Genomic DNA, 15,645 nt, shown 5'->3' with positions numbered 1-15,645 from the left:
CCCGTGGGCGCGGGGAGCCGCTTTCGCGTGTAAGCGCTCCCGCCGTCCCGTGTGTTCCCGGATGCCGCTATTCGATCGTCGAAAGCAGGGCAACCCTTAGGTTGTAACCGCGTCTTCCTCTAGCGCAGGACGGGTGTCTGCTGATGCTTGCTCGGCGAGCCAGGCACGGGCGTTGCGCTTGGCCACCCAGCGCCCGATGGGCTTTCCCCGTTGTGTCTCGAGGAGATGGGCGAGCAGTAGCACGGGACCAGTGAGCTCTTCGACGACCTGGTCATTGGTCTTCTCCGATATGGCGGCGCCGCGCACGCGGCCGACCAGCCGCCCGTAGAGCTCGCGGCCGAGGGCGGATTGGTGTATGCCCGAGACGACCAGGTGGTCTTGCAGGGTGCGGGACAGGTCGACGATCTCAGACCGCATGCGGGTCATCTCCGCGATGAATTTCTCCCGCTCAGGAGAGCGAGCGAACGGATTGCGCGTAGTGATGCCGCCTAGGCGCATAAGGATCTCACGACAGGCATCGATGGCTGCGAACCGGGCACGCTGGACAGCCAGGATCCGTTCCTTGCGCGCCTCGAGTCGAGGCTTCGCAGCCCACTCGATTGCTAGTGCTACGAATGCTGAGACCACGGCAGACGTGAGAACCGTTGTGATCGTGGCTGCATTCACGTCGCGCCCTCCAGGAGATCCATCTGTCCGTCGCAGTCCCATCCTTGCGGGACGCCGGTGATCCGGATGGGCTTTCGAGGTGCTACGCCCAGTTTCTCGGCGCAGTCCTGGCCCAGCCCAAGAGCCTGGGACGCGGGGTCCCGCAGGAGACGTCTGCAGGACCCGCAACGGACTACGTGGTCACGGACGGCGGGCTCGCCGAAGTCGAGAAGCACACCGCACCTCCTCCCACCATTCGGTGAACACGACGTATTCCGTGACGGCCGTCATCACGAAGAGGCTGATCGGGACGCCGAGCAGCTCTGGAGGCGCGGTTGTCGCCAGCCACACTTCGGCGGCCATGACACCGAGCCCGACGATCAACAGCATGGCGCCGACTCTCAACGCTCCTCCTCGGGTACGGCTGTCTGGGTGTTGTCGATAGCGGCGAGGACCTGCTGAGCCACCAGCCACATGCCGGGAGCGTCCTTCTCGGCCATCGCCTTGTGGCAGACGGCGCGAGCTCGGGCGACGGCGGCTTCGGCCTTCTCGGCACGGGCCCTTTGCTCGGCGGCATACCGAGCTGACCTGTCACGCGCGTCACGCAAACCACGAGCAGACGCCCGCTGGACGATCAACTCACGGCGCAGCTGCTCCAGTTCCTCGTCACGGCGCTCCATCGCCATCCTCCTGTCGCTTGGCGGCGCGTCGACTTGCGGCCAAGAGTCGATGGCACTCTTTGCAGCTACGCCTACCTCGCTTGTCCCGATGGGTGTTCTCTGGCGTGTACTCGTGCCCCCGCTTGCAGTGGGTCTTGCCAGCGTTACCCGCCACCATGGAAGTTCCACGTAAGACGTTCGTTCTTGGCGTTACTGGCTCGAGGTGATCGGGATTTACGCACCTCGGATTCCTGCAGAGATGATCCATGTACAGCTCCGCAGGCACAGGGCCCCGCGCGTACTCGTAGGAGAACCGATGCGCAGGGACGTGACGTTCGCCGGTCCAGAATCTGCCGTGGTTGGTCCCGCTTACGCCCGCTGTCCAGATCCAGCAGCCTTCCGTCTTCTCGACTCGCTTAAAGAACTCTTCGACCTGCCAGCCTGCGACGGTGTCCAGTACCAGATCGGCCCACTCAGTAGCCGACATCTCCCTCTGGGTCTGATTGAACCGCGTCACCAGCCGAGCGTGGAGTTCGGGTCGCAACGTCGCGATCTCATGCCGGTCCCCGATGGTGGTCACTGAAAGTCTCCCCTTGTTGGTTGGGTCATGGTCGCTTCGGCGTACCGCTGGCGGAGGTCAGTCACGGGCTTCTCCGATCTCATCGGACAGCAGCGGCTCGACGTGAGTGAGCGCGACGCAGGACGGCTCGCCATCCATCCACACGACTGCGGTGTGGCCGCCGAGCATCTGGGCGTCGGTGCGTGTACGGCTCTGCTTGCCGTCGCCTTCGCGGTAGCCGGTCCAGTAGCGGACCGGAGTGCCTACGGGAACGGTCTTGTTCCACTGCTCGACCGCGCCGGCCTGTGCCTGCCGCGCTCCCGCCACGGCCGGTTCGAGGACCTCAGGAGTCGTCACGGGCTTCTCCGATCTGGCGGGCGATGTAGGCGGCGCGGCTCATGCCAGCCCTGTAGTGGAACTCTTCGTCCTTCTCGCCAGCCGCGTCGATCTCGGCAGCGATCTCCTCGGCTACCTCTTGTCGCGCCTGTGCCCGGGCTTGGGCGGCGAGGACAGGAGTAGCAGCCTCCAGGGCGGCTCGGGCGAACGCCTCGCGGTCCCACTCGCGCAGGCTCGCGTACTCCCTGCCTATCGCCAGCGCGGCGGCTTGTACGGCTTCCTGAGAGATGTCAGGCATCGTCGCCTCCTGCGTAGGCGCGCAGCCGCTCCTCGAACCCGTCCTCGTCGTCCTCGAAGTCCCGGTAGTAGCCGTGATCGAGGGTCGCCTGCGAGTGGTCGCCGGCGACGCACTGCTGTATGGCCGTCACGACGTCGGAGGGCTCGGGCAGCACGTCGTCGCAGATCCACCAGATGCCGTGGATCTCGCCGTGCCCGTCCTCTGGGCTGGTGCCGTAGAACCAGCCCTTCTCTTCGTCCCAGGCGACGTTGCGTTCGTCGCCGTCCTCATCCGGCTCGGCGAGGGTGATGCAGCCGTCTCGCGGGTCGTTGGCGTCAGCGAACCAGTCCCCAACGGTGAGGCCGGCCGCGTCCAGGGCGATGACGACGGCCTTGAGGTAGGGCTCGTGCGCCTCGTGGTAGTTGATCTCAGACACGCGTGGTCCTCTCGTAGCGGCGGACAGGGATGCCAGCCTTCTCGGCGCGGCGGATGCAGTCGGCGGTCCCACGGGAGTTGTTGCGGATGAACGCCAGACACACATCGGCTCCGAGGTCCACCATCGCCTGGTTGCGGGTCCAGCCAGCCCAAGGGCAGTAGGTGGTGCCGTCCGGCCGGCGTTTGCGGTGAGGGGTTCGGCAGACCGGTCCGCATGGAGCTGCCCAGTCTGCGGGGTGGCGTTCTATGGTCATGCCCCAGTCGGAGGCGATCTGGTCGGCGAGGGCGTCAGCGCCGCGCGGGCAGTGGCCGTGGACCACGACGACGTTCTCGGAACCGTAAATGAAGGAGATGGGGGCGAGAGCGTCACGGATGGCTTGCTCGTCGTTCCAAGATCGACTACCCGTGATGAGGACGCGGTACGGCTTGGCCACAGGTCAGCCCTCCTCGGTCTGGGAGGCGGGCGAGCTGGCCAGGGAGTCGATGATGTCGGCGTCTCGGGCGGTGTCAAGCAGGACGGGATGCCCATCCATCGATGTGCCCAGGAAGGTGCCGACGGTGCCGCCGTCGGCTACGACCTGCTGTGCGGCCGACAGCCGATAGCCCTGCTCGTTCATCAGCCACGTCACCAACTCGTCGGAGGTGGCGAACACCGGCGACAGCGGAGAGCCCTCGCTGACGGTTTCCCAGAACTGCCAGCCCTGCCCTGCCGGCGGCTCGGTTCGTTCCCAGGCTTCGGCCTCAGCTCGCTGCCCAGGGTAGGCCTCGACGCTGCCGTACCCGCCGCATGTCGGGCAGATCGGGTCCACGCTCTCTCGTTTGCACCGGGCCTCGATCGCGATGTGCGCGTTGATGCTGTCGTGGCCGAATCCGCGCAGGGACCACTCGTTGACCTGCTCAGCGGATGGGATGACTGGCGGGTCGATCTTCTGCCAGCCCTCCTCCTTGGTCCAGCGGTGGGTGAAGTCCTTGAGCCGGCCTGCCTCCACGAGCGCGGTCACGTCATCGTCGTTGAGGTGGTGGCTCCACTGCCCGTTCCACAAGTCGGCCAGCCGGGTCGCCTCTAAGACGATTGCCACCCCGCCTTTCCCGTAGTAGTCCGGTGCGCGGCTGATGTTGCGCTCGGCGAACGCGCGCACCGCGGCGGAGTCCGGCGTGAGAGGCGTTGACCCGTTGGAGGCGGGGTCGAACGGCACGTACCCGTACCACAGGCTGTGCAGGTACTGTCCGCGCGGTGACCAGCCGCTCCCGTCGCAGTCGGAGCACTTCGTTTCCCGCAGGCGGTCGGGCATCAGGTAGCCCTCCCAGACGGTGCTGAGAGGCCAGTCGAAGTCGAGGGCGACGCGCTTCACTTCTCGGCTCATCGGGTCAGCTCTCCTCTCCCTGGGAGGAGTCCGCGCGGGCCTGCTGCCGTTCAGCGCAGCGGTGTTCAGGCAGAGACTCCAGCGTCCTCGGACGAACACGGGTACCGCAGTCAGCGCACAGCACGGTCCCGGTCGCCGCGAAGTCCGCTTCGGGGTCATAGCTCTCGTCGTTGAGGGAGGAGTCCGCGAGCTGGGCGCGGACATCATCCTTGTGGAGGGCGTGCCAGCGCTTGCGCTCGGCGTTGGAGTGCAGCATCGGTGACCTGGTGCCGCACGAGCAGAGGGCGACGCCGTCCCCGGTATTGGCGCCGTACAGGGTGTTGGTGCGGACGTACCGGCGGCTCTCAGTGCTCCATTGGAACGGCTTGCCCTCGGAGCGCAGCGTGTGGCCGGACAGTCGGGTGTTCTTCGGCATCTCCACCTCTTTCAAGATCGTCGGGTTGGTTGAGTGCCCTCCCCGCATCCCGAGTGCGGAGTCCCGGCAGGACCGGGGAGGAGGGCTGGAGTCAGCGGGCTGCCCGGTCGAGCGCCGCTTTGGCCTGAGCGATGAAGCGCACGGCCTCCGCCATCGCCTCGGCCTGCTCATCGCTCGGGCCGGGTCCGGTCCAGTCGGAGCGGAGCTCGTCCTGGGCGTCGCCGAGGAGCCGGTGAGCGTTACGGCGCATCTCGTCGAAGGTCGGCAGGGTCATGTCGGTTCTCCGTTTAGGGGGTTGGGGTGGCCCGGCAGGACCGGGGAAGAGGGCCGAGAGGTCAGCGGCGCTTGTGTTCTGGGCAGAAGTCGAAAGGCGAGCGAGAGCCCTCACCGCGCGGCGGCGGCACATCCCAGCCAGCGCCACGGGCTGCCTGGCGGGTCATCCTGTCGCTGCCCCGGTCGAAGTCGTTGTCCGCCTCGAAGGTGGCTTCGCAGGGCTGTCCGATCTTGTTGTCGCACTTGACTCTGTAGATCGGCTTCTGTGCCAGGAAGGTGCTCATCTCGGTTCTCCGTTCGGCTGGCCTGGGATTCGGGGGCGGGGATCTTCAGGGAGAGGGGGTTGGGCCCCTCGCGGGGCCCGGGAGGTGTCAGGCGAAGCCGTCCACGGCGACAGCCATGGCGAGCCTGGCCAGGGTCACGGTGAGCTGCTGCAGCCGGGTCACCGACTCGTCCGACAGCACCTGCAGCGGACGGCCGTTGCACACGGCTCGGAGCGTCTGCCGGGTGTCGGGGTCGGCGACGTACCAGGGCTCGGCCGCCGCGCGCAGGGCGACCACCTCGGCCAGCGTCGCCGTCCCGGAGCGGCCCTCGGCGAGGATCGCGCCGATGGCGTCGATCGCCTTGACGATGACGTCGATGTCGAGGCCGCAGGCTGGCATGTGGCCAGCGTTGATGCCGTCGACGATCCGGGCCGCGTCGGGGTCGTCGCCGAAGACGGCCAGGCTGTAGCCGGCGAACGGACCCTCAACGCGGCGGAAGGTCGTCACGGGGTGGTCGGTGTACAGGCCGAGGGTGAGGGTGTGCTGCCAGCCGGGCGAGGCGTACAGGCGGTCGAGCAGGTTGATTCGGTTGGAGCGGTGGGAGGTGGTCGGGGCGAGGGTGATGGTCATTGAGCCTCCTCGGTCGAAGGGTTTTGATCTGGCGCTGGGTCTGGTCGGTGTCTGGGGGCGGGGCCGGAAGTCTCCCCCGGGCCGGGGCTGCTAGCGGAGGCCGATCGCGAGGTAGTGCTTGGGCTGGTCGCCCACGCGCAGGGCCGCCGCGCGGTCCTCAGCGGTGAGCGCCTTCTGGTTGTTCTCGGGGATCAGGTCGGCGTCGACCGCGCCGGCGAGGCGGCGGAGGGCGGCGTCCTGGTCGGCGCGGGCCACGTCGGCGATCTCGGCGCGGATGGCGGCGAGGGAGACCCACTCGCAGTGGTTGCGGAGCTTGGCGTAGGCGGCGCGGATGCGGCCCTCCAGGTTGGCCGGCGCGGCGGGGACCGGGGCGGCGGGCTGGGTGCCCTTGGCGGCCCAGGAGGCGAACAGCTTGCGCTCGATGTCGGCTGCCGTGTCGCCGTAGCTGATGTCGATCATTTCTGCCTCCCTGGTCTCCCTTGCGATGACTCAAACCTATAGGCCAACATGTTGGCCAGTCAATAGGCCAACCTGTTGTGCTTCAAGATTCTTTTGGCTGGCCAACATGGTGGCCTTTCCAGTGGCCTACGACCTGTGCGAACATGGGGCCATGAGCAAGAGCGACTACACGCCCGCCGCGGACACCGCCTCACTCTTCGCCCGCTACAAGCGCGCCCGAGAGACGGAGAAGACGCTCCTGCCCGAGGTCAAGGAAGCTGCGGCCCAAGCCCTCAGGGAGGGCGCCACCGTCAGCCAGCTCGCCAAGCTGACCGGGCTGACCGACGAACTGTTCCGCCGCATCGCCCGCGCTGAGGGCGTAGAGCGGCTACGGCCCCCCACTGTGGGGCGAGAGGCCAAGCCCGCCGGCGAGTAGCCGTTCACCTCGACCGCCTGCGCAGGACGACCAGCAGGACCGCGAGCAGCAGCAGCACGTAGCCGAGCGCGGCCAGCAGCGCCCGCCACTGGCCCATCGCCAGCGCGATGTAGGCGCCCGAGTAGCTGGCCACGATGCAGACAGCCGCAGCGATCTTCAGGCGGCGGGTCACCCGGACTCCCCCGCCTGCTGGGCTGTGCGACGGCGGACGATGATCCCCGTGTCGGTGATGGCGCCGTCCTCGTCGTCGATCTCGGCCAGGTCCCACCATTCGTCGTACTCGCCCGAGGTGGCGAGGTAGCCCCATTCCAGCCTGCCGATGCCTTCCTTCTGGGTCCGCAGCCACGCTTCCGCTGCGGCTTTGGCGGGCGCTTCGTCGTTGAGGTAGCCGATCAGGTAGTCGGACACGTTGCCCGGCTCGTAGACGGCTTCCCACTCGGGCAGATCCATGGGCGTTTCGTCCCTTCTGTTGCGCGCTGGTGTTCGTTTTCTTGATCGCTTTGCGTACTACCGTTCCGATCGGAGGCCGCTGAGAGCCCGCAGGAACTCTCAGCGGAAGCCCGAGCCTTACCGGCGGACCGAAGAGCGCCCCGAAACGCTCTGTGGGGCCTCTGAGGCCCGTGTGGCGGCATCCCCGCCCGCGCCGTCCCCCGCCCCCAACGCCCCGCTGCCGGACTCGCCCGGTGCGAACATGAGGCGGGCCGCCTCCCACGGACTGCACTCCTCAGACAGGGCCGCCAGGTCGTCGAGCACGCCCCACTCCGGCGAGTTGCCGATCTCGTCCGCGGTCGGCTCCCAAGCCGTCACGTGCGGCGGCTCAGGCTCCTCCAGCTGGTCCAGGTCGGCGAGTTCGGCGAAGCAGTCGGCCTCGGGCGGCTCCTGCACTGCTGGGACGCCAGCCCACCAGCGGGACAGGCGGTCACGGGCAGCCTGGTAGACGAAGGCGTGGATCATGCGTCCACCTCCACAGGCTTCGTGTCAGCAAACAAGCGGGCCGGACGCTCGAACTCGTCTCGCGGGCACAGGGTGAGCTGTCCGGGAGGGTCCGGGATCGGCGTCGGCTCCCCCCGGGCCCGGGTCGTTCTCGTCGCGGAAGTAGATGCACGTGTACCGGTCCGACAGTCCGTACGGCTTGCGCTCCAGCCACTCGGCCGGCGTCTTGCCGAGCAACGCCACCAGGATCAGCTGGCAGCCCTTGTCCCACTCGTCCCGCCTGGTCGGAGCGTCGTGCACGCACCTGTGGCAGTTGTTCGCCATCCAGCACTCGCCCTCGGTGCCGTTCGAGAACGGCGACCCTTCACGGGCTCTCGTGTTGGCTTCCTCGAAGGTCGGCAGGCTCATCGCGCGAACACCTCGCCGCCGTTCGCCGCCGCGACCTCGCACGGCCACGAGTAGACGACGCCTTCCTCCCAGCAGACGGCGCACAGCCACATGTTCGGCTGGCCGTCGCCGTCCCACCTCGGGATGTGGAATCGGGCGGGCAGCTTGCGCCGCTCCTCCAGCGTCTCTGGGAGCTCGTCGTAGCAGGGCATGTCGGGCGCCTCGAGGAGGATCGCCCTGACGGGGCTGCTGTAGGCGCGGTAGTGGAGGACGGCGACTTCCTTCATGGCCTTAGCGACATGCGTCTCGGGCTCGCTGGCGGGCTCCACCAGGACGGGGTGGCCCTCGTCGAGGGAGTTGCGGACTGACCACTGCATGTCGCCGATGCAGGCTGTGGTCGGCTTGTAGCGGAGGTCCGGCCAGGAGAGACGGGCGATCGCGTTGACGGGTCGGCCGTGATCGTCGTTGCCGCAGAACGTCTGCGCCTTGTCAGCCATTGGGGGTCTCCTTCGCAGCGTGCTCGGACGCGGGCAGTGGCTCCCACACGTCCTCGACCGGCTCGATCAGGCCGGCCGCCTCCAGGTGGGTACGCAGCCAGCCCTCGACCTGGCCGGTCGTGTGCAGCCACACCTCCTCGCCGCGGTGGCGGATCGGGGAGCCGGGCAGGTTGCCGTCTTCGAGGTCGTCGAGCAGCGCCTGAGCGAGTAAGGCCGGGTTCGTGATCTTCGTGTCAGCCATTGGTGGGGGTCTCCTCGGGTGTCGGGGAAGCGGCGATCTCGCGGGCACGGACCTTGTCCGCCCAGTCAGCAGCCGCCAGGAACGCCATGCCGATACGGCGGGCCGTCGTCGGGTCGAACGGGATCAGGTCGTCGTCCCACAGCTGCTCGTGGCTGACGAACACCGCGGCGGGCGTCTCGTCCGGGTCGACGACCAGGAGCCGCCACTTCTCGGCTGGCTCCCACACCGGGCCCGGCATCCCGCGCTCGTCGTGGGGTGACATGCGGTCGGGCTTGGGCCGGACCCGGGTGTCAATGTCACCGAGCAGTGTGGCGACCTCATGGCGGATCTCGGCGAGGCGCGCGATCAGCGTGGGGTGCGCTGTGGTCTCGGCGGTCACCGGGTCTCCTTGTCTCGGGGGTGAACGGAGGATGCGGGCGTCATGCGATCTCCTCGAACAGGCGCTCCTGGCCAGGATCGACAGGGGGAGGCTTGGGGAGTCCGAGCGCTCGGGCCCGCTCCCCTGGGTCCGTGGTGCGCCACTGGGCCAGCCGGCAGTAGCCCGCGGACCGGTCGATGCTCACGCCGCGGCGGCCGAGGACGGAGGCGACGAGAGCCGTGGTGCCTGTCCCGCCGAACGGGTCGAGCACGACCGCCGGGCGGGTGGGCGCGGTCAGGTCGGGGCAGGCACAGGCGTAGCCGACGACCTCTGCAACCGTGGCGAACCGCGATCCTGCGCGACCATCGGCGCCGTGACCACCGAGCAGCGCATCCACAGCACGACCCTGGACACGGCCTGGCCGGTCAGCGATGCGGTCTCGGACGGCGACTGGACGACGCCCTTCGCCACACTCGGTGCAGATACCGGACGGCGACCAGCCGCGGATGATCCGCCGCGGGATTTCCAACGGGAATGCCGCGAAGTGGTCCGTCTGCAAGTGCTCGGGTACGAGGAGCGGCTGGAATGCGATCTCCCACACGCTGCCCGGCAAGGCGCCGAGCGGGTTCACCGTGTCGGCCATAGCCCGGCGGCGCTGTCCCGGAGGTGTCGCCCTGCGCGCACCGGGAGCACGTGAGTAGTCGCTCGCCGGTTCCCGAATCTCGTCCACCGCAGCGTAGTACTGAGGCCTCTTGGTCAGGTGAACGATGTCCTCGTGCGCGACCCGCACCCGGTCGGTCACGCTCTCTGGCATCGCTGACGGCTTGGACCAGATGATGACCGCCCGCACCAGCAGCCCGAGATCCAGGCAACCGATCCTGTACCTCTCTGGCAGCATCAGCCGGGACTTGCGTGGCGCCATCGCGGTGGACGAACGGCCGGGCGGCAGGCAGTGCGCCCGATCCTCGCGCCACGACTGCGCCGACGCGAGGCCTCCGTCGGCCCGGTCGGAGTACTTGTCGCCCAACACGACGAAGATCGAGCCCTCCGGCTTGAGGACCCGCATCCACTCGCGGGTGCACTCCCACAGCGACTCCAGGTACTCGCCCGGCGAGGACTCGTTGCCGATCTGTCCGTCGAGGCTTGCGTCGCCGTCGCGGTAGTCCCGCAGCGCCCAGTACGGCGGCGAGGTCACGATCAGGTCGACGCTCTCGTCCGGCAGTGGCAGGTTGCGGGCGTCACCGCGTAACACCATCGCGCGGCCGTTCACGGGGTCTCCTCAAGGTCGTCGAGATGAACGGGGGGTGCGCCGCGGTCCACAGGCGGGCGCACAGGGTGGGGACGGGCGGTCATCCGGACTCGCCCAGCCCGGCACGCAGCGAGTCGAGGGCGGCGCCGTAGCGGATCGCGTTATCGCCGCGGGGCAGGAACTTGCCGGTCTCCCAGTCGGAGATCGCGGTCTCCGTGACACCCACGAGCGCAGCGAGTTCACCGCGGGATGCCTGCGCCCGGTGGCGGAGCTTCGCCGCCTCACCCGTCCTGCACAGGTGCCGAACCTCGGTCACCCGCTGGAACCTGTCGACACCCGCAACAGGCGCGATGTCGGCGAGCCTCACCGCGAGCGCCCGAAGCTCGAGGACATCGAGTGCGCCCAGCACGTCGTGAGCCTCGGCCACGTCACGTTCGCGGACCGCACGGATCAGGCGGCTAGCGGGGCCCAGCATCTGCTCGGCCAGATCGTCCAGGCGGGCGGTCACGACGACGCGCCCTCTTCGAGCAGGCCGGCCGCGCGCAGCCGCGCCTCATGAGCCGGGGCGGGCAGCCGATGCCCCTGACCGTCTACGCACCCGGCGCCGACCACAGCGCGGCACGGCGGCCACGGGCACGGAACCCGAATCGCCTCGACCCGCAGCGGGTCACGGTCACCGCCACGCGCCGCGGTGTACGCCTCGTTCGGCTCCGCCCCCGAGGTGATCTGCTTGGGCAACGCAAAGCCACGAGCCATCTGCCTCAGCGAGGCATGGAAAGCTTCCCTGTAGGCGACCGGCTCGTCAGCCAACTCCGCGGGCGGGGCAGGCACAGGCGCCAAAGCGATGCGCCCCGCCCGTATCGCCTTCACCTCGGTCAGGAGCTCGGCGAGCGAGATGAACACCTTGTCGACGACCAGCTTGTTAGCGGCGTCTCTGGCGTCAGCAGCATCGACGTCTTTGAGGCCGGCGGCGTACCAGGCGTCGGGGGTGGCGTCTTCGAGCCGCTGCTGAGGCCAGAGCGCGCTGACGTACTGCACGAACTTGACGGCTTCGACGGGGGTCATGCGGGGATCTCTCCTCTCGGATGTGTCGCGTTCATGCGCATCTCGGCCTCTTGGGCCCGCTGCATGGCAGCGCTCAGGATCTGGGAGTTGCGGGATTCGGTGGGAGCCGCTCGCGGCCTGCCGTACATGGCGATGCGCAGCGAGTCTGCGGTGCAGGACCTGCCCTCGTCGGCGAGCTCGTTCAGACCCTTGGTGATGAGCTCATCGGAGCAATCAGCGTTCACCGCCTTGCGGACGATCCCGGCGACGGCATTGAAGTTCGATGGCTTGACCCGGTCGGTGTAGACCCTTGCCAGCCTGTTGACGCGCTGGCCCTGCGTTTCGTCGCTCCGGGCCGCAGGCTCGGCCGCCGAAGGCGGAACGGGGTGAGGGATTCCGGGGATAGGGGAATCCTGTGGCTTACCACCGTTACTACCCCCTTTCCCCTGTGAAGGGTCGGGCGAAGGGTTCCGGGAAGGGTTAGGCGAAGGGTTCTCGGGGAGTCTCGGGGACTCCTCGAAAGGGTTGCCGTCAGCTTCATCGAACTCTTCGATGAACTCCCCCATCACCTTCTTGACGTGCTGCGACTCCGATTTCTGGACCGGGATTCGGCGAAGCTCGGTGACGAGGGCAGCACGGATGCGGCGGGACTGGACAAGCCGCGCGGCCTCACGAGCCGCCTTCAGCAGGTTGGGCTGCTTCCAGATCCCGTCGAGCCGGATCAGGGAGCGGACGAACACTTCCTCGGCGTCTTCGTCGACCACCAGCAGAGGACCCGAAAGAGGGTTCCCGGAAGGGTTAGCCGAAGGGTTCCCGGAAGGGTCAAGAGCGAGCGCTTCCAGGTCCTCGCAGATCTGCTCCACAGTCAGGCCGCGAGCCTTCTTCGACCATCGCCGCTCACGCAGGGCGATCACTCCGCAGTAGGACAGGTCCGGCTGCGAGAGGAGGAACAGGTAGAGGCGCTGCTGAGTGGGCGACAGGGACAGGAAGTGGTCGTCCTGCCAGATCGCCGCAAAGATACGCGCCTCGTCTCGTGCCACGTGCCTTGCTCCATTGATGAGTAGTTCGATCAGGACCGGAGCGGGCCCTGTCTTCGACCGTTGTCCACTTCACTCCCCCGATTCGGAAAGCAACTTGTCACCAGTATATGCCAAGTAACTTTGCATTCGATATGGCAAACTGACTTGCATGACTTTGACGTGCGACGATGTGCGTATGGCGACGGGAACTCTGGTTGCGAAGATTCGAGCCCACAAGGCCGCTCAAGAGCGCCTTGACCTGGCCCGATACGAGCTGGACCAGGAGATCGCGCGCGCCGTGACGTCCGGCGAATGGCAGATCGTGGACGTGGCCGAGGTCACCGGATGGTCCCGCGAGACCATCCGGGCCATCGTGAAGCGCGTCAACGAGGACGCCAAGGGCGCTGGCTCCTGACCTCTTCACGACGCCTCCCCCTCTCTGCGTTGAGGAGGGGTGAGCCTGAGCAGCTCACCCCTCAGATGAGCTACTTCGGTGTCGGGAACTTCTCGTTATCGGCGTGCCGGATCGTCCGCAGGTCAGCGCCGTCCCGGAAGTAGTTCCACGCTTTGATCGTCAACGCGGTGACGTGCGACGCAGGGACGCGGCCAGGCTGAGCGTTCAGGACGCTGAGCCTGTTGCGCAGCGTCAAGATCGGGTGGCCGCCGGCCAGCATCGCGCCGTCAGAGAGCCGGTCGAAGAACTCGGTGCACTGGTCGGCGTTGAGGCGGGCGAACAGCCACCAGCACAGCCCGATCGTGGAGGCCGACAGTTGGCGGGCCTTGCGGTGGTGGTCGGCCGCCGCAGCCGCGTCGCGCAGGTCGGGGTTCTGGTCGAGGAACTCGAACGCCTCCAGCGCCGACGGCTGGTAGGTGGCGTTGGCGTACGTGCGGCGCTCCCACATCAACGCCCGCCTCACAACCGCAGCGAGCGTCTTGGGGGATGCCTCGCCGTGGAAGCTGAGCCGGTCGGCCATGGTGCGTTTCACGCCGTCGTCCACGGTGTCGCGCGCCGCGGCCGGCAGGTTGGACACCACCAACATCCACGCGCCCACGCCGGACTCGACGATTGCGTTGAGCCGGTGCTGCCCGTCCGCGAGGTCACCGTCGGCGGAGACGCGGATCGCGTCGCCGTTCTCCATGAACCGTCCCGCCTGTAGGTCGCGGGCCAGCTTGGCGACGACGTCCTTGCGCAGCGGCCGGTTGCCGTTGTTGCGGTACAGCCAGCGCTGCGCCATGTCAGGCGTGACGTACACCAGCTCGTAGGTGACCCCGTCCGGGGATGTGAACGAGCGCGGGTTGTGCTTGCCCGTCACGGCGCGGACCAGGTCGAGCGGCGCGCCAGCCGGGTCCTCGTCCGGCTGGATGAACGCTACGGTTGTTGCTGACATGAGGTGCTCCCTTGTGTCTTGTGGTTGAAGGGGCCGCCCATCCACCGGGCGGCCCTAAACGTGTTCACGACGTCTTCCCGGACCGCTGCAGCGCCGCGGCTGGCCGGTGACCCACATGCCAGGCGTCACAGAACCAGCACTTGTAGACGTTCAGAAGCTCGCGGCGCTGACCAGCACCGACCAGGCTCCGCAGGTGAGCGCGGGCTTGACGGCGGGACGGGTGGCGGTGCTTGTTGCCGCACATGCGGGCTGCGATCTCCGTCACGACGCCACCTTCCGCAGACGGCCCCGCACCGGTAGGCGCCGCTGACGCCTGTCCCAGCGCCGGATTTGCTCTCGCTCTGCCTTCGACATGCCGGCCTGGTAGCCGGAGTCGCCGCGGCGGATCGCGTCGAACCAGCACGGGATCAGCACCTTGCAGCCCGCACAGATGGCCTTCAGACGGTCGGACGGGCGGCCGGTCTCCTGGAAGAACAGATCCGGGTCGACGTCCTTGCACGCGGCACGCTGCCGCCAGTCGACAGTCACAACGCCGCCGCCTTCTTCGCCTGCCGCCGCATCTGAGCGACGTGACTCAAGCAGGGCTTGCACGCCGAGTTGTAGCCATCGCTGTTCTCGTTGTTGCGGCCGAACTCCTTGATCGGCCGCAGCTCCGCGCACAGACGGCAGCGCTTCTCCGTCAGCTCGACAGGCTCCTTGTTGGCCGCCCGCCGCAGAGCCCGCTGGTAGTTGCCGCGCTCGTGAGCAGTCTTGCCACCCCAAACGCCATGCTTCTCCCCGGTGGCGAGCGCCCAGTCGAGGCACTGCCGGCGAACACGGCACCCGGAGCACACCTGCTTGGCCGCCTCAGCTCCGACGATGTCGCTTTCGTCGGGGAAGAACATGTCGAACCCGATCTCGCGGCATGCGGCACGCCAGCGCCACTCAGTCATGGGTGTCCTCCGTCCGGGACTGTCCGGACTCGTCCGACAGCTGTCCGGCGAGCAGCGCCTTGGCCAACCACTCGTAGGCGACCGCGGCCACATGAGACACGGGTGCGCTGATCAGGCCCGCGGTGGTGTGGCAGCCCTGGGCGAGCGCCTGGGAGAGGGAGTCGTCCAGGGCGAGAGGGGCGGAGCGCAACCAGCCGGCGCGCTCCCCCAACCTCGTCGCCAGGTCGGCCAGCGCCTGGTCCCGGATGTGGTCCCGGTGAGCCTCGATGTGGTGGACCAGGCGCACGCCCAGCGGCGTCTCCTCGAACACGTCCACGTCTAGGTTGGGCAGGGTCACGCTGCGGCCTCCGTTCCCATCCGGTCCAGGAGCAGGCGCAGCGCGTGGGCGGCCTGCCCGGGGACCACGCCGTTGCCGAGAGCCTTCAGGCGGGCGTTGCGCAGTCCTGCGGAGGTCATCCCGTCAGGGGCAGGAACGTCGCAGACGTGGCCCTCAGGGAGGCCCATCATCCACTCGACGAATCCGGGGCTAAGGCGTCCTCGATCGTCAGCTGGCCTGGGAGCGGGACGTCCAAGGAGGTGCTCCCAGCGGGAGACGGCCGGCCCGTACTGTCTCCAGTCCAGAACACATCGCTCAACGTCGTCCCAGAGTGGTGCTGTGAGCCTGGCTTCCGTCCTGAGGTCGCGTTCCTGGCGCCCCTCGAGTCCATGACCGTTGGCGTCGGCAAGAGCCGCTGGACCGCCGAGGGAAGCATCAGATCTCCTGACGAGCCCCGCTGATTCGGGCCTCCATTCGTTCCATCCGTAGCCCTCGGCGTCGGCAGCATCGCAACCCGCGCCCGGAGTGTGTCGTTTCGCGGGCCGTCCGGC

34 protein-coding genes are annotated in these 15,645 nt (G+C 68.0%); 2 read left to right on the top strand and 32 right to left on the bottom strand.

The genetic code is table 11. The annotated features are described in order from the left end of the window. Positions 1–96 precede the first annotated feature (96 nt). From ABZX22_RS15695 to ABZX22_RS15625, 15 genes are all read right to left on the bottom strand, one after another. Complete coding sequence (locus tag ABZX22_RS15695; RefSeq protein ID WP_354909028.1) at positions 97–666, bottom strand: hypothetical protein; 570 nt, start codon at positions 664–666, stop codon at positions 97–99. Continuing rightward, positions 663–881, bottom strand: a complete 219-nt coding sequence (locus ABZX22_RS15690) for a DUF6011 domain-containing protein (RefSeq protein WP_354909025.1) — start codon at positions 879–881, stop codon at positions 663–665. The genes ABZX22_RS15695 and ABZX22_RS15690 overlap by 4 nt, the downstream gene beginning before the upstream one ends. After that, entirely contained in the window at positions 847–1,035 is a 189-nt protein-coding gene (locus ABZX22_RS15685) for a hypothetical protein (RefSeq protein WP_354909023.1), read from the bottom strand. Before ABZX22_RS15685 ends, ABZX22_RS15690 begins: the two co-directional genes overlap by 35 nt. 11 nt (positions 1,036–1,046) lie before the next feature. Further along, a complete protein-coding gene (locus ABZX22_RS15680; RefSeq protein WP_354909021.1) occupies positions 1,047–1,325 on the bottom strand; it encodes a hypothetical protein in 279 nt (92 codons plus the stop codon). Beyond that, a complete protein-coding gene (locus ABZX22_RS15675) occupies positions 1,312–1,791 on the bottom strand; it encodes an HNH endonuclease signature motif containing protein (protein WP_354909513.1) in 480 nt (159 codons plus the stop codon). Before ABZX22_RS15675 ends, ABZX22_RS15680 begins: the two co-directional genes overlap by 14 nt. Positions 1,792–1,941: 150 nt before the next feature. Continuing rightward, a complete protein-coding gene (locus ABZX22_RS15670) occupies positions 1,942–2,220 on the bottom strand; it encodes a hypothetical protein (RefSeq protein ID WP_354909018.1) in 279 nt (92 codons plus the stop codon). Further along, positions 2,207–2,497, bottom strand: coding sequence for a hypothetical protein (locus ABZX22_RS15665; protein WP_354909015.1), 291 nt, complete (start codon positions 2,495–2,497; stop codon positions 2,207–2,209). The genes ABZX22_RS15670 and ABZX22_RS15665 overlap by 14 nt, the downstream gene beginning before the upstream one ends. Next, positions 2,490–2,912 (bottom strand): DUF6292 family protein, encoded by a 423-nt coding sequence (locus ABZX22_RS15660; protein WP_354909013.1) that lies wholly within the window; start codon positions 2,910–2,912, stop codon positions 2,490–2,492. The genes ABZX22_RS15665 and ABZX22_RS15660 overlap by 8 nt, the downstream gene beginning before the upstream one ends. Beyond that, entirely contained in the window at positions 2,905–3,345 is a 441-nt protein-coding gene (locus ABZX22_RS15655; RefSeq protein WP_354909011.1) for an SLOG family protein, read from the bottom strand. The genes ABZX22_RS15660 and ABZX22_RS15655 overlap by 8 nt, the downstream gene beginning before the upstream one ends. A gap of 3 nt (positions 3,346–3,348) precedes the next feature. After that, positions 3,349–4,275, bottom strand: coding sequence for a hypothetical protein (locus ABZX22_RS15650; protein WP_354909009.1), 927 nt, complete (start codon positions 4,273–4,275; stop codon positions 3,349–3,351). Positions 4,276–4,279: 4 nt separating this feature from the next. Continuing rightward, positions 4,280–4,690, bottom strand: coding sequence for a hypothetical protein (locus ABZX22_RS15645; RefSeq protein WP_354909007.1), 411 nt, complete (start codon positions 4,688–4,690; stop codon positions 4,280–4,282). Between the two features lie 91 nt (positions 4,691–4,781). After that, complete coding sequence (locus ABZX22_RS15640) at positions 4,782–4,964, bottom strand: hypothetical protein (RefSeq protein WP_354909005.1); 183 nt, start codon at positions 4,962–4,964, stop codon at positions 4,782–4,784. A gap of 61 nt (positions 4,965–5,025) precedes the next feature. Further along, positions 5,026–5,247 (bottom strand): hypothetical protein, encoded by a 222-nt coding sequence (locus ABZX22_RS15635; protein WP_354909003.1) that lies wholly within the window; start codon positions 5,245–5,247, stop codon positions 5,026–5,028. Between the two features lie 87 nt (positions 5,248–5,334). Continuing rightward, positions 5,335–5,856, bottom strand: coding sequence for a hypothetical protein (locus ABZX22_RS15630; protein WP_354909000.1), 522 nt, complete (start codon positions 5,854–5,856; stop codon positions 5,335–5,337). Between the two features lie 90 nt (positions 5,857–5,946). Then, on the bottom strand, positions 5,947–6,315 hold the full coding sequence (locus tag ABZX22_RS15625; RefSeq protein WP_354908998.1) for a hypothetical protein: 369 nt from the start codon (positions 6,313–6,315) through the stop codon (positions 5,947–5,949). Positions 6,316–6,466: 151 nt separating this feature from the next. Here ABZX22_RS15625 and ABZX22_RS15620 point away from each other — a divergent pair, with 151 nt between their 5' ends. Next, positions 6,467–6,730 carry a hypothetical protein gene (locus tag ABZX22_RS15620; RefSeq protein WP_354908995.1) on the top strand — a complete coding sequence of 88 codons (264 nt, stop codon included), beginning with the start codon at positions 6,467–6,469 and terminating at the stop codon, positions 6,728–6,730. Between the two features lie 4 nt (positions 6,731–6,734). Here ABZX22_RS15620 and ABZX22_RS15615 read toward each other — a convergent pair whose 3' ends face one another. The 11 genes from ABZX22_RS15615 to ABZX22_RS15565 form a co-directional block, all read right to left on the bottom strand. Beyond that, positions 6,735–6,902, bottom strand: coding sequence for a hypothetical protein (locus ABZX22_RS15615; RefSeq protein WP_354908992.1), 168 nt, complete (start codon positions 6,900–6,902; stop codon positions 6,735–6,737). Further along, positions 6,899–7,180: a hypothetical protein gene (locus ABZX22_RS15610; RefSeq protein WP_354908990.1), complete on the bottom strand. Its 282-nt coding sequence runs from the start codon at positions 7,178–7,180 to the stop codon at positions 6,899–6,901. The genes ABZX22_RS15615 and ABZX22_RS15610 overlap by 4 nt, the downstream gene beginning before the upstream one ends. A gap of 117 nt (positions 7,181–7,297) precedes the next feature. Continuing rightward, on the bottom strand, positions 7,298–7,684 hold the full coding sequence (locus ABZX22_RS15605) for a hypothetical protein (RefSeq protein WP_354908987.1): 387 nt from the start codon (positions 7,682–7,684) through the stop codon (positions 7,298–7,300). 24 nt (positions 7,685–7,708) lie between these two features. Beyond that, a complete protein-coding gene (locus tag ABZX22_RS15600; RefSeq protein ID WP_354908985.1) occupies positions 7,709–8,071 on the bottom strand; it encodes a hypothetical protein in 363 nt (120 codons plus the stop codon). Beyond that, complete coding sequence (locus ABZX22_RS15595; RefSeq protein ID WP_354908982.1) at positions 8,068–8,547, bottom strand: hypothetical protein; 480 nt, start codon at positions 8,545–8,547, stop codon at positions 8,068–8,070. The genes ABZX22_RS15600 and ABZX22_RS15595 overlap by 4 nt, the downstream gene beginning before the upstream one ends. Continuing rightward, a complete protein-coding gene (locus ABZX22_RS15590; protein WP_354908979.1) occupies positions 8,540–8,788 on the bottom strand; it encodes a hypothetical protein in 249 nt (82 codons plus the stop codon). Before ABZX22_RS15590 ends, ABZX22_RS15595 begins: the two co-directional genes overlap by 8 nt. Then, a complete protein-coding gene (locus ABZX22_RS15585) occupies positions 8,781–9,167 on the bottom strand; it encodes a hypothetical protein (RefSeq protein WP_354908976.1) in 387 nt (128 codons plus the stop codon). Before ABZX22_RS15585 ends, ABZX22_RS15590 begins: the two co-directional genes overlap by 8 nt. A gap of 40 nt (positions 9,168–9,207) precedes the next feature. Further along, entirely contained in the window at positions 9,208–10,416 is a 1,209-nt protein-coding gene (locus ABZX22_RS15580) for a site-specific DNA-methyltransferase (protein WP_354908973.1), read from the bottom strand. 79 nt (positions 10,417–10,495) lie between these two features. Further along, positions 10,496–10,903, bottom strand: a complete 408-nt coding sequence (locus tag ABZX22_RS15575) for a helix-turn-helix transcriptional regulator (RefSeq protein ID WP_354908971.1) — start codon at positions 10,901–10,903, stop codon at positions 10,496–10,498. Further along, the gene (locus ABZX22_RS15570) at positions 10,900–11,460 is read right to left on the bottom strand and encodes a hypothetical protein (protein ID WP_354908969.1); all 561 of its coding nucleotides are present in this window, start codon (positions 11,458–11,460) and stop codon (positions 10,900–10,902) included. Before ABZX22_RS15570 ends, ABZX22_RS15575 begins: the two co-directional genes overlap by 4 nt. Continuing rightward, positions 11,457–12,479: a hypothetical protein gene (locus ABZX22_RS15565; RefSeq protein ID WP_354908967.1), complete on the bottom strand. Its 1,023-nt coding sequence runs from the start codon at positions 12,477–12,479 to the stop codon at positions 11,457–11,459. Before ABZX22_RS15565 ends, ABZX22_RS15570 begins: the two co-directional genes overlap by 4 nt. A gap of 175 nt (positions 12,480–12,654) precedes the next feature. On the opposite strand from ABZX22_RS15565, the gene ABZX22_RS15560 reads away from it, so the two are divergent. Further along, positions 12,655–12,873 carry a hypothetical protein gene (locus tag ABZX22_RS15560; protein WP_354908965.1) on the top strand — a complete coding sequence of 73 codons (219 nt, stop codon included), beginning with the start codon at positions 12,655–12,657 and terminating at the stop codon, positions 12,871–12,873. Between the two features lie 70 nt (positions 12,874–12,943). On the opposite strand, the gene ABZX22_RS15555 is transcribed toward ABZX22_RS15560, so the two are convergent. The 6 genes from ABZX22_RS15555 to ABZX22_RS15530 form a co-directional block, all read right to left on the bottom strand. Continuing rightward, positions 12,944–13,846 carry a hypothetical protein gene (locus ABZX22_RS15555; protein ID WP_354908964.1) on the bottom strand — a complete coding sequence of 301 codons (903 nt, stop codon included), beginning with the start codon at positions 13,844–13,846 and terminating at the stop codon, positions 12,944–12,946. 64 nt (positions 13,847–13,910) lie between these two features. Further along, positions 13,911–14,111, bottom strand: a complete 201-nt coding sequence (locus ABZX22_RS15550; RefSeq protein WP_354908961.1) for a hypothetical protein — start codon at positions 14,109–14,111, stop codon at positions 13,911–13,913. After that, complete coding sequence (locus ABZX22_RS15545) at positions 14,108–14,374, bottom strand: WhiB family transcriptional regulator (protein ID WP_354908959.1); 267 nt, start codon at positions 14,372–14,374, stop codon at positions 14,108–14,110. The genes ABZX22_RS15550 and ABZX22_RS15545 overlap by 4 nt, the downstream gene beginning before the upstream one ends. After that, entirely contained in the window at positions 14,371–14,778 is a 408-nt protein-coding gene (locus ABZX22_RS15540) for a WhiB family transcriptional regulator (RefSeq protein ID WP_354908956.1), read from the bottom strand. The genes ABZX22_RS15545 and ABZX22_RS15540 overlap by 4 nt, the downstream gene beginning before the upstream one ends. After that, positions 14,771–15,115 (bottom strand): hypothetical protein, encoded by a 345-nt coding sequence (locus ABZX22_RS15535; protein WP_354908954.1) that lies wholly within the window; start codon positions 15,113–15,115, stop codon positions 14,771–14,773. Before ABZX22_RS15535 ends, ABZX22_RS15540 begins: the two co-directional genes overlap by 8 nt. Continuing rightward, positions 15,112–15,234 carry a hypothetical protein gene (locus tag ABZX22_RS15530; RefSeq protein WP_354909532.1) on the bottom strand — a complete coding sequence of 41 codons (123 nt, stop codon included), beginning with the start codon at positions 15,232–15,234 and terminating at the stop codon, positions 15,112–15,114. The genes ABZX22_RS15535 and ABZX22_RS15530 overlap by 4 nt, the downstream gene beginning before the upstream one ends. Positions 15,235–15,645 lie beyond the last annotated feature (411 nt).

Origin of the sequence: Nonomuraea sp. NPDC003804, from assembly GCF_040610675.1 — a bacterium.
Lineage (GTDB): Bacteria > Actinomycetota > Actinomycetes > Streptosporangiales > Streptosporangiaceae > Nonomuraea.
This window is presented reverse-complemented; position numbering and strand designations above follow the sequence as displayed.

Bases quoted from the DNA above. Each gene is read 5' to 3' on its own strand.
- ABZX22_RS15685 (WP_354909023.1), bottom strand. From the start codon at position 1,035: ATGCTGTTGATCGTCGGGCTCGGTGTCATGGCCGCCGAAGTGTGGCTG.
- ABZX22_RS15680 (WP_354909021.1), bottom strand. From the start codon at position 1,325: ATGGAGCGCCGTGACGAGGAACTGGAGCAGCTGCGCCGTGAGTTGATC.
- ABZX22_RS15675 (WP_354909513.1), bottom strand. From the start codon at position 1,791: ATGTCGGCTACTGAGTGGGCCGATCTGGTACTGGACACCGTCGCAGGC.
- ABZX22_RS15665 (WP_354909015.1), bottom strand. From the start codon at position 2,497: ATGCCTGACATCTCTCAGGAAGCCGTACAAGCCGCCGCGCTGGCGATA.
- ABZX22_RS15650 (WP_354909009.1), bottom strand. From the start codon at position 4,275: ATGAGCCGAGAAGTGAAGCGCGTCGCCCTCGACTTCGACTGGCCTCTC.
- ABZX22_RS15645 (WP_354909007.1), bottom strand. From the start codon at position 4,690: ATGCCGAAGAACACCCGACTGTCCGGCCACACGCTGCGCTCCGAGGGC.
- ABZX22_RS15640 (WP_354909005.1), bottom strand. From the start codon at position 4,964: ATGACCCTGCCGACCTTCGACGAGATGCGCCGTAACGCTCACCGGCTC.
- ABZX22_RS15635 (WP_354909003.1), bottom strand. From the start codon at position 5,247: ATGAGCACCTTCCTGGCACAGAAGCCGATCTACAGAGTCAAGTGCGAC.
- ABZX22_RS15630 (WP_354909000.1), bottom strand. From the start codon at position 5,856: ATGACCATCACCCTCGCCCCGACCACCTCCCACCGCTCCAACCGAATC.
- ABZX22_RS15625 (WP_354908998.1), bottom strand. From the start codon at position 6,315: ATGATCGACATCAGCTACGGCGACACGGCAGCCGACATCGAGCGCAAG.
- ABZX22_RS15620 (WP_354908995.1), top strand. From the start codon at position 6,467: ATGAGCAAGAGCGACTACACGCCCGCCGCGGACACCGCCTCACTCTTC.
- ABZX22_RS15610 (WP_354908990.1), bottom strand. From the start codon at position 7,180: ATGGATCTGCCCGAGTGGGAAGCCGTCTACGAGCCGGGCAACGTGTCC.
- ABZX22_RS15605 (WP_354908987.1), bottom strand. From the start codon at position 7,684: ATGATCCACGCCTTCGTCTACCAGGCTGCCCGTGACCGCCTGTCCCGC.
- ABZX22_RS15600 (WP_354908985.1), bottom strand. From the start codon at position 8,071: ATGAGCCTGCCGACCTTCGAGGAAGCCAACACGAGAGCCCGTGAAGGG.
- ABZX22_RS15595 (WP_354908982.1), bottom strand. From the start codon at position 8,547: ATGGCTGACAAGGCGCAGACGTTCTGCGGCAACGACGATCACGGCCGA.
- ABZX22_RS15590 (WP_354908979.1), bottom strand. From the start codon at position 8,788: ATGGCTGACACGAAGATCACGAACCCGGCCTTACTCGCTCAGGCGCTG.
- ABZX22_RS15570 (WP_354908969.1), bottom strand. From the start codon at position 11,460: ATGACCCCCGTCGAAGCCGTCAAGTTCGTGCAGTACGTCAGCGCGCTC.
- ABZX22_RS15560 (WP_354908965.1), top strand. From the start codon at position 12,655: ATGGCGACGGGAACTCTGGTTGCGAAGATTCGAGCCCACAAGGCCGCT.
- ABZX22_RS15555 (WP_354908964.1), bottom strand. From the start codon at position 13,846: ATGTCAGCAACAACCGTAGCGTTCATCCAGCCGGACGAGGACCCGGCT.
- ABZX22_RS15540 (WP_354908956.1), bottom strand. From the start codon at position 14,778: ATGACTGAGTGGCGCTGGCGTGCCGCATGCCGCGAGATCGGGTTCGAC.
- ABZX22_RS15530 (WP_354909532.1), bottom strand. From the start codon at position 15,234: ATGACCTCCGCAGGACTGCGCAACGCCCGCCTGAAGGCTCTCGGCAAC.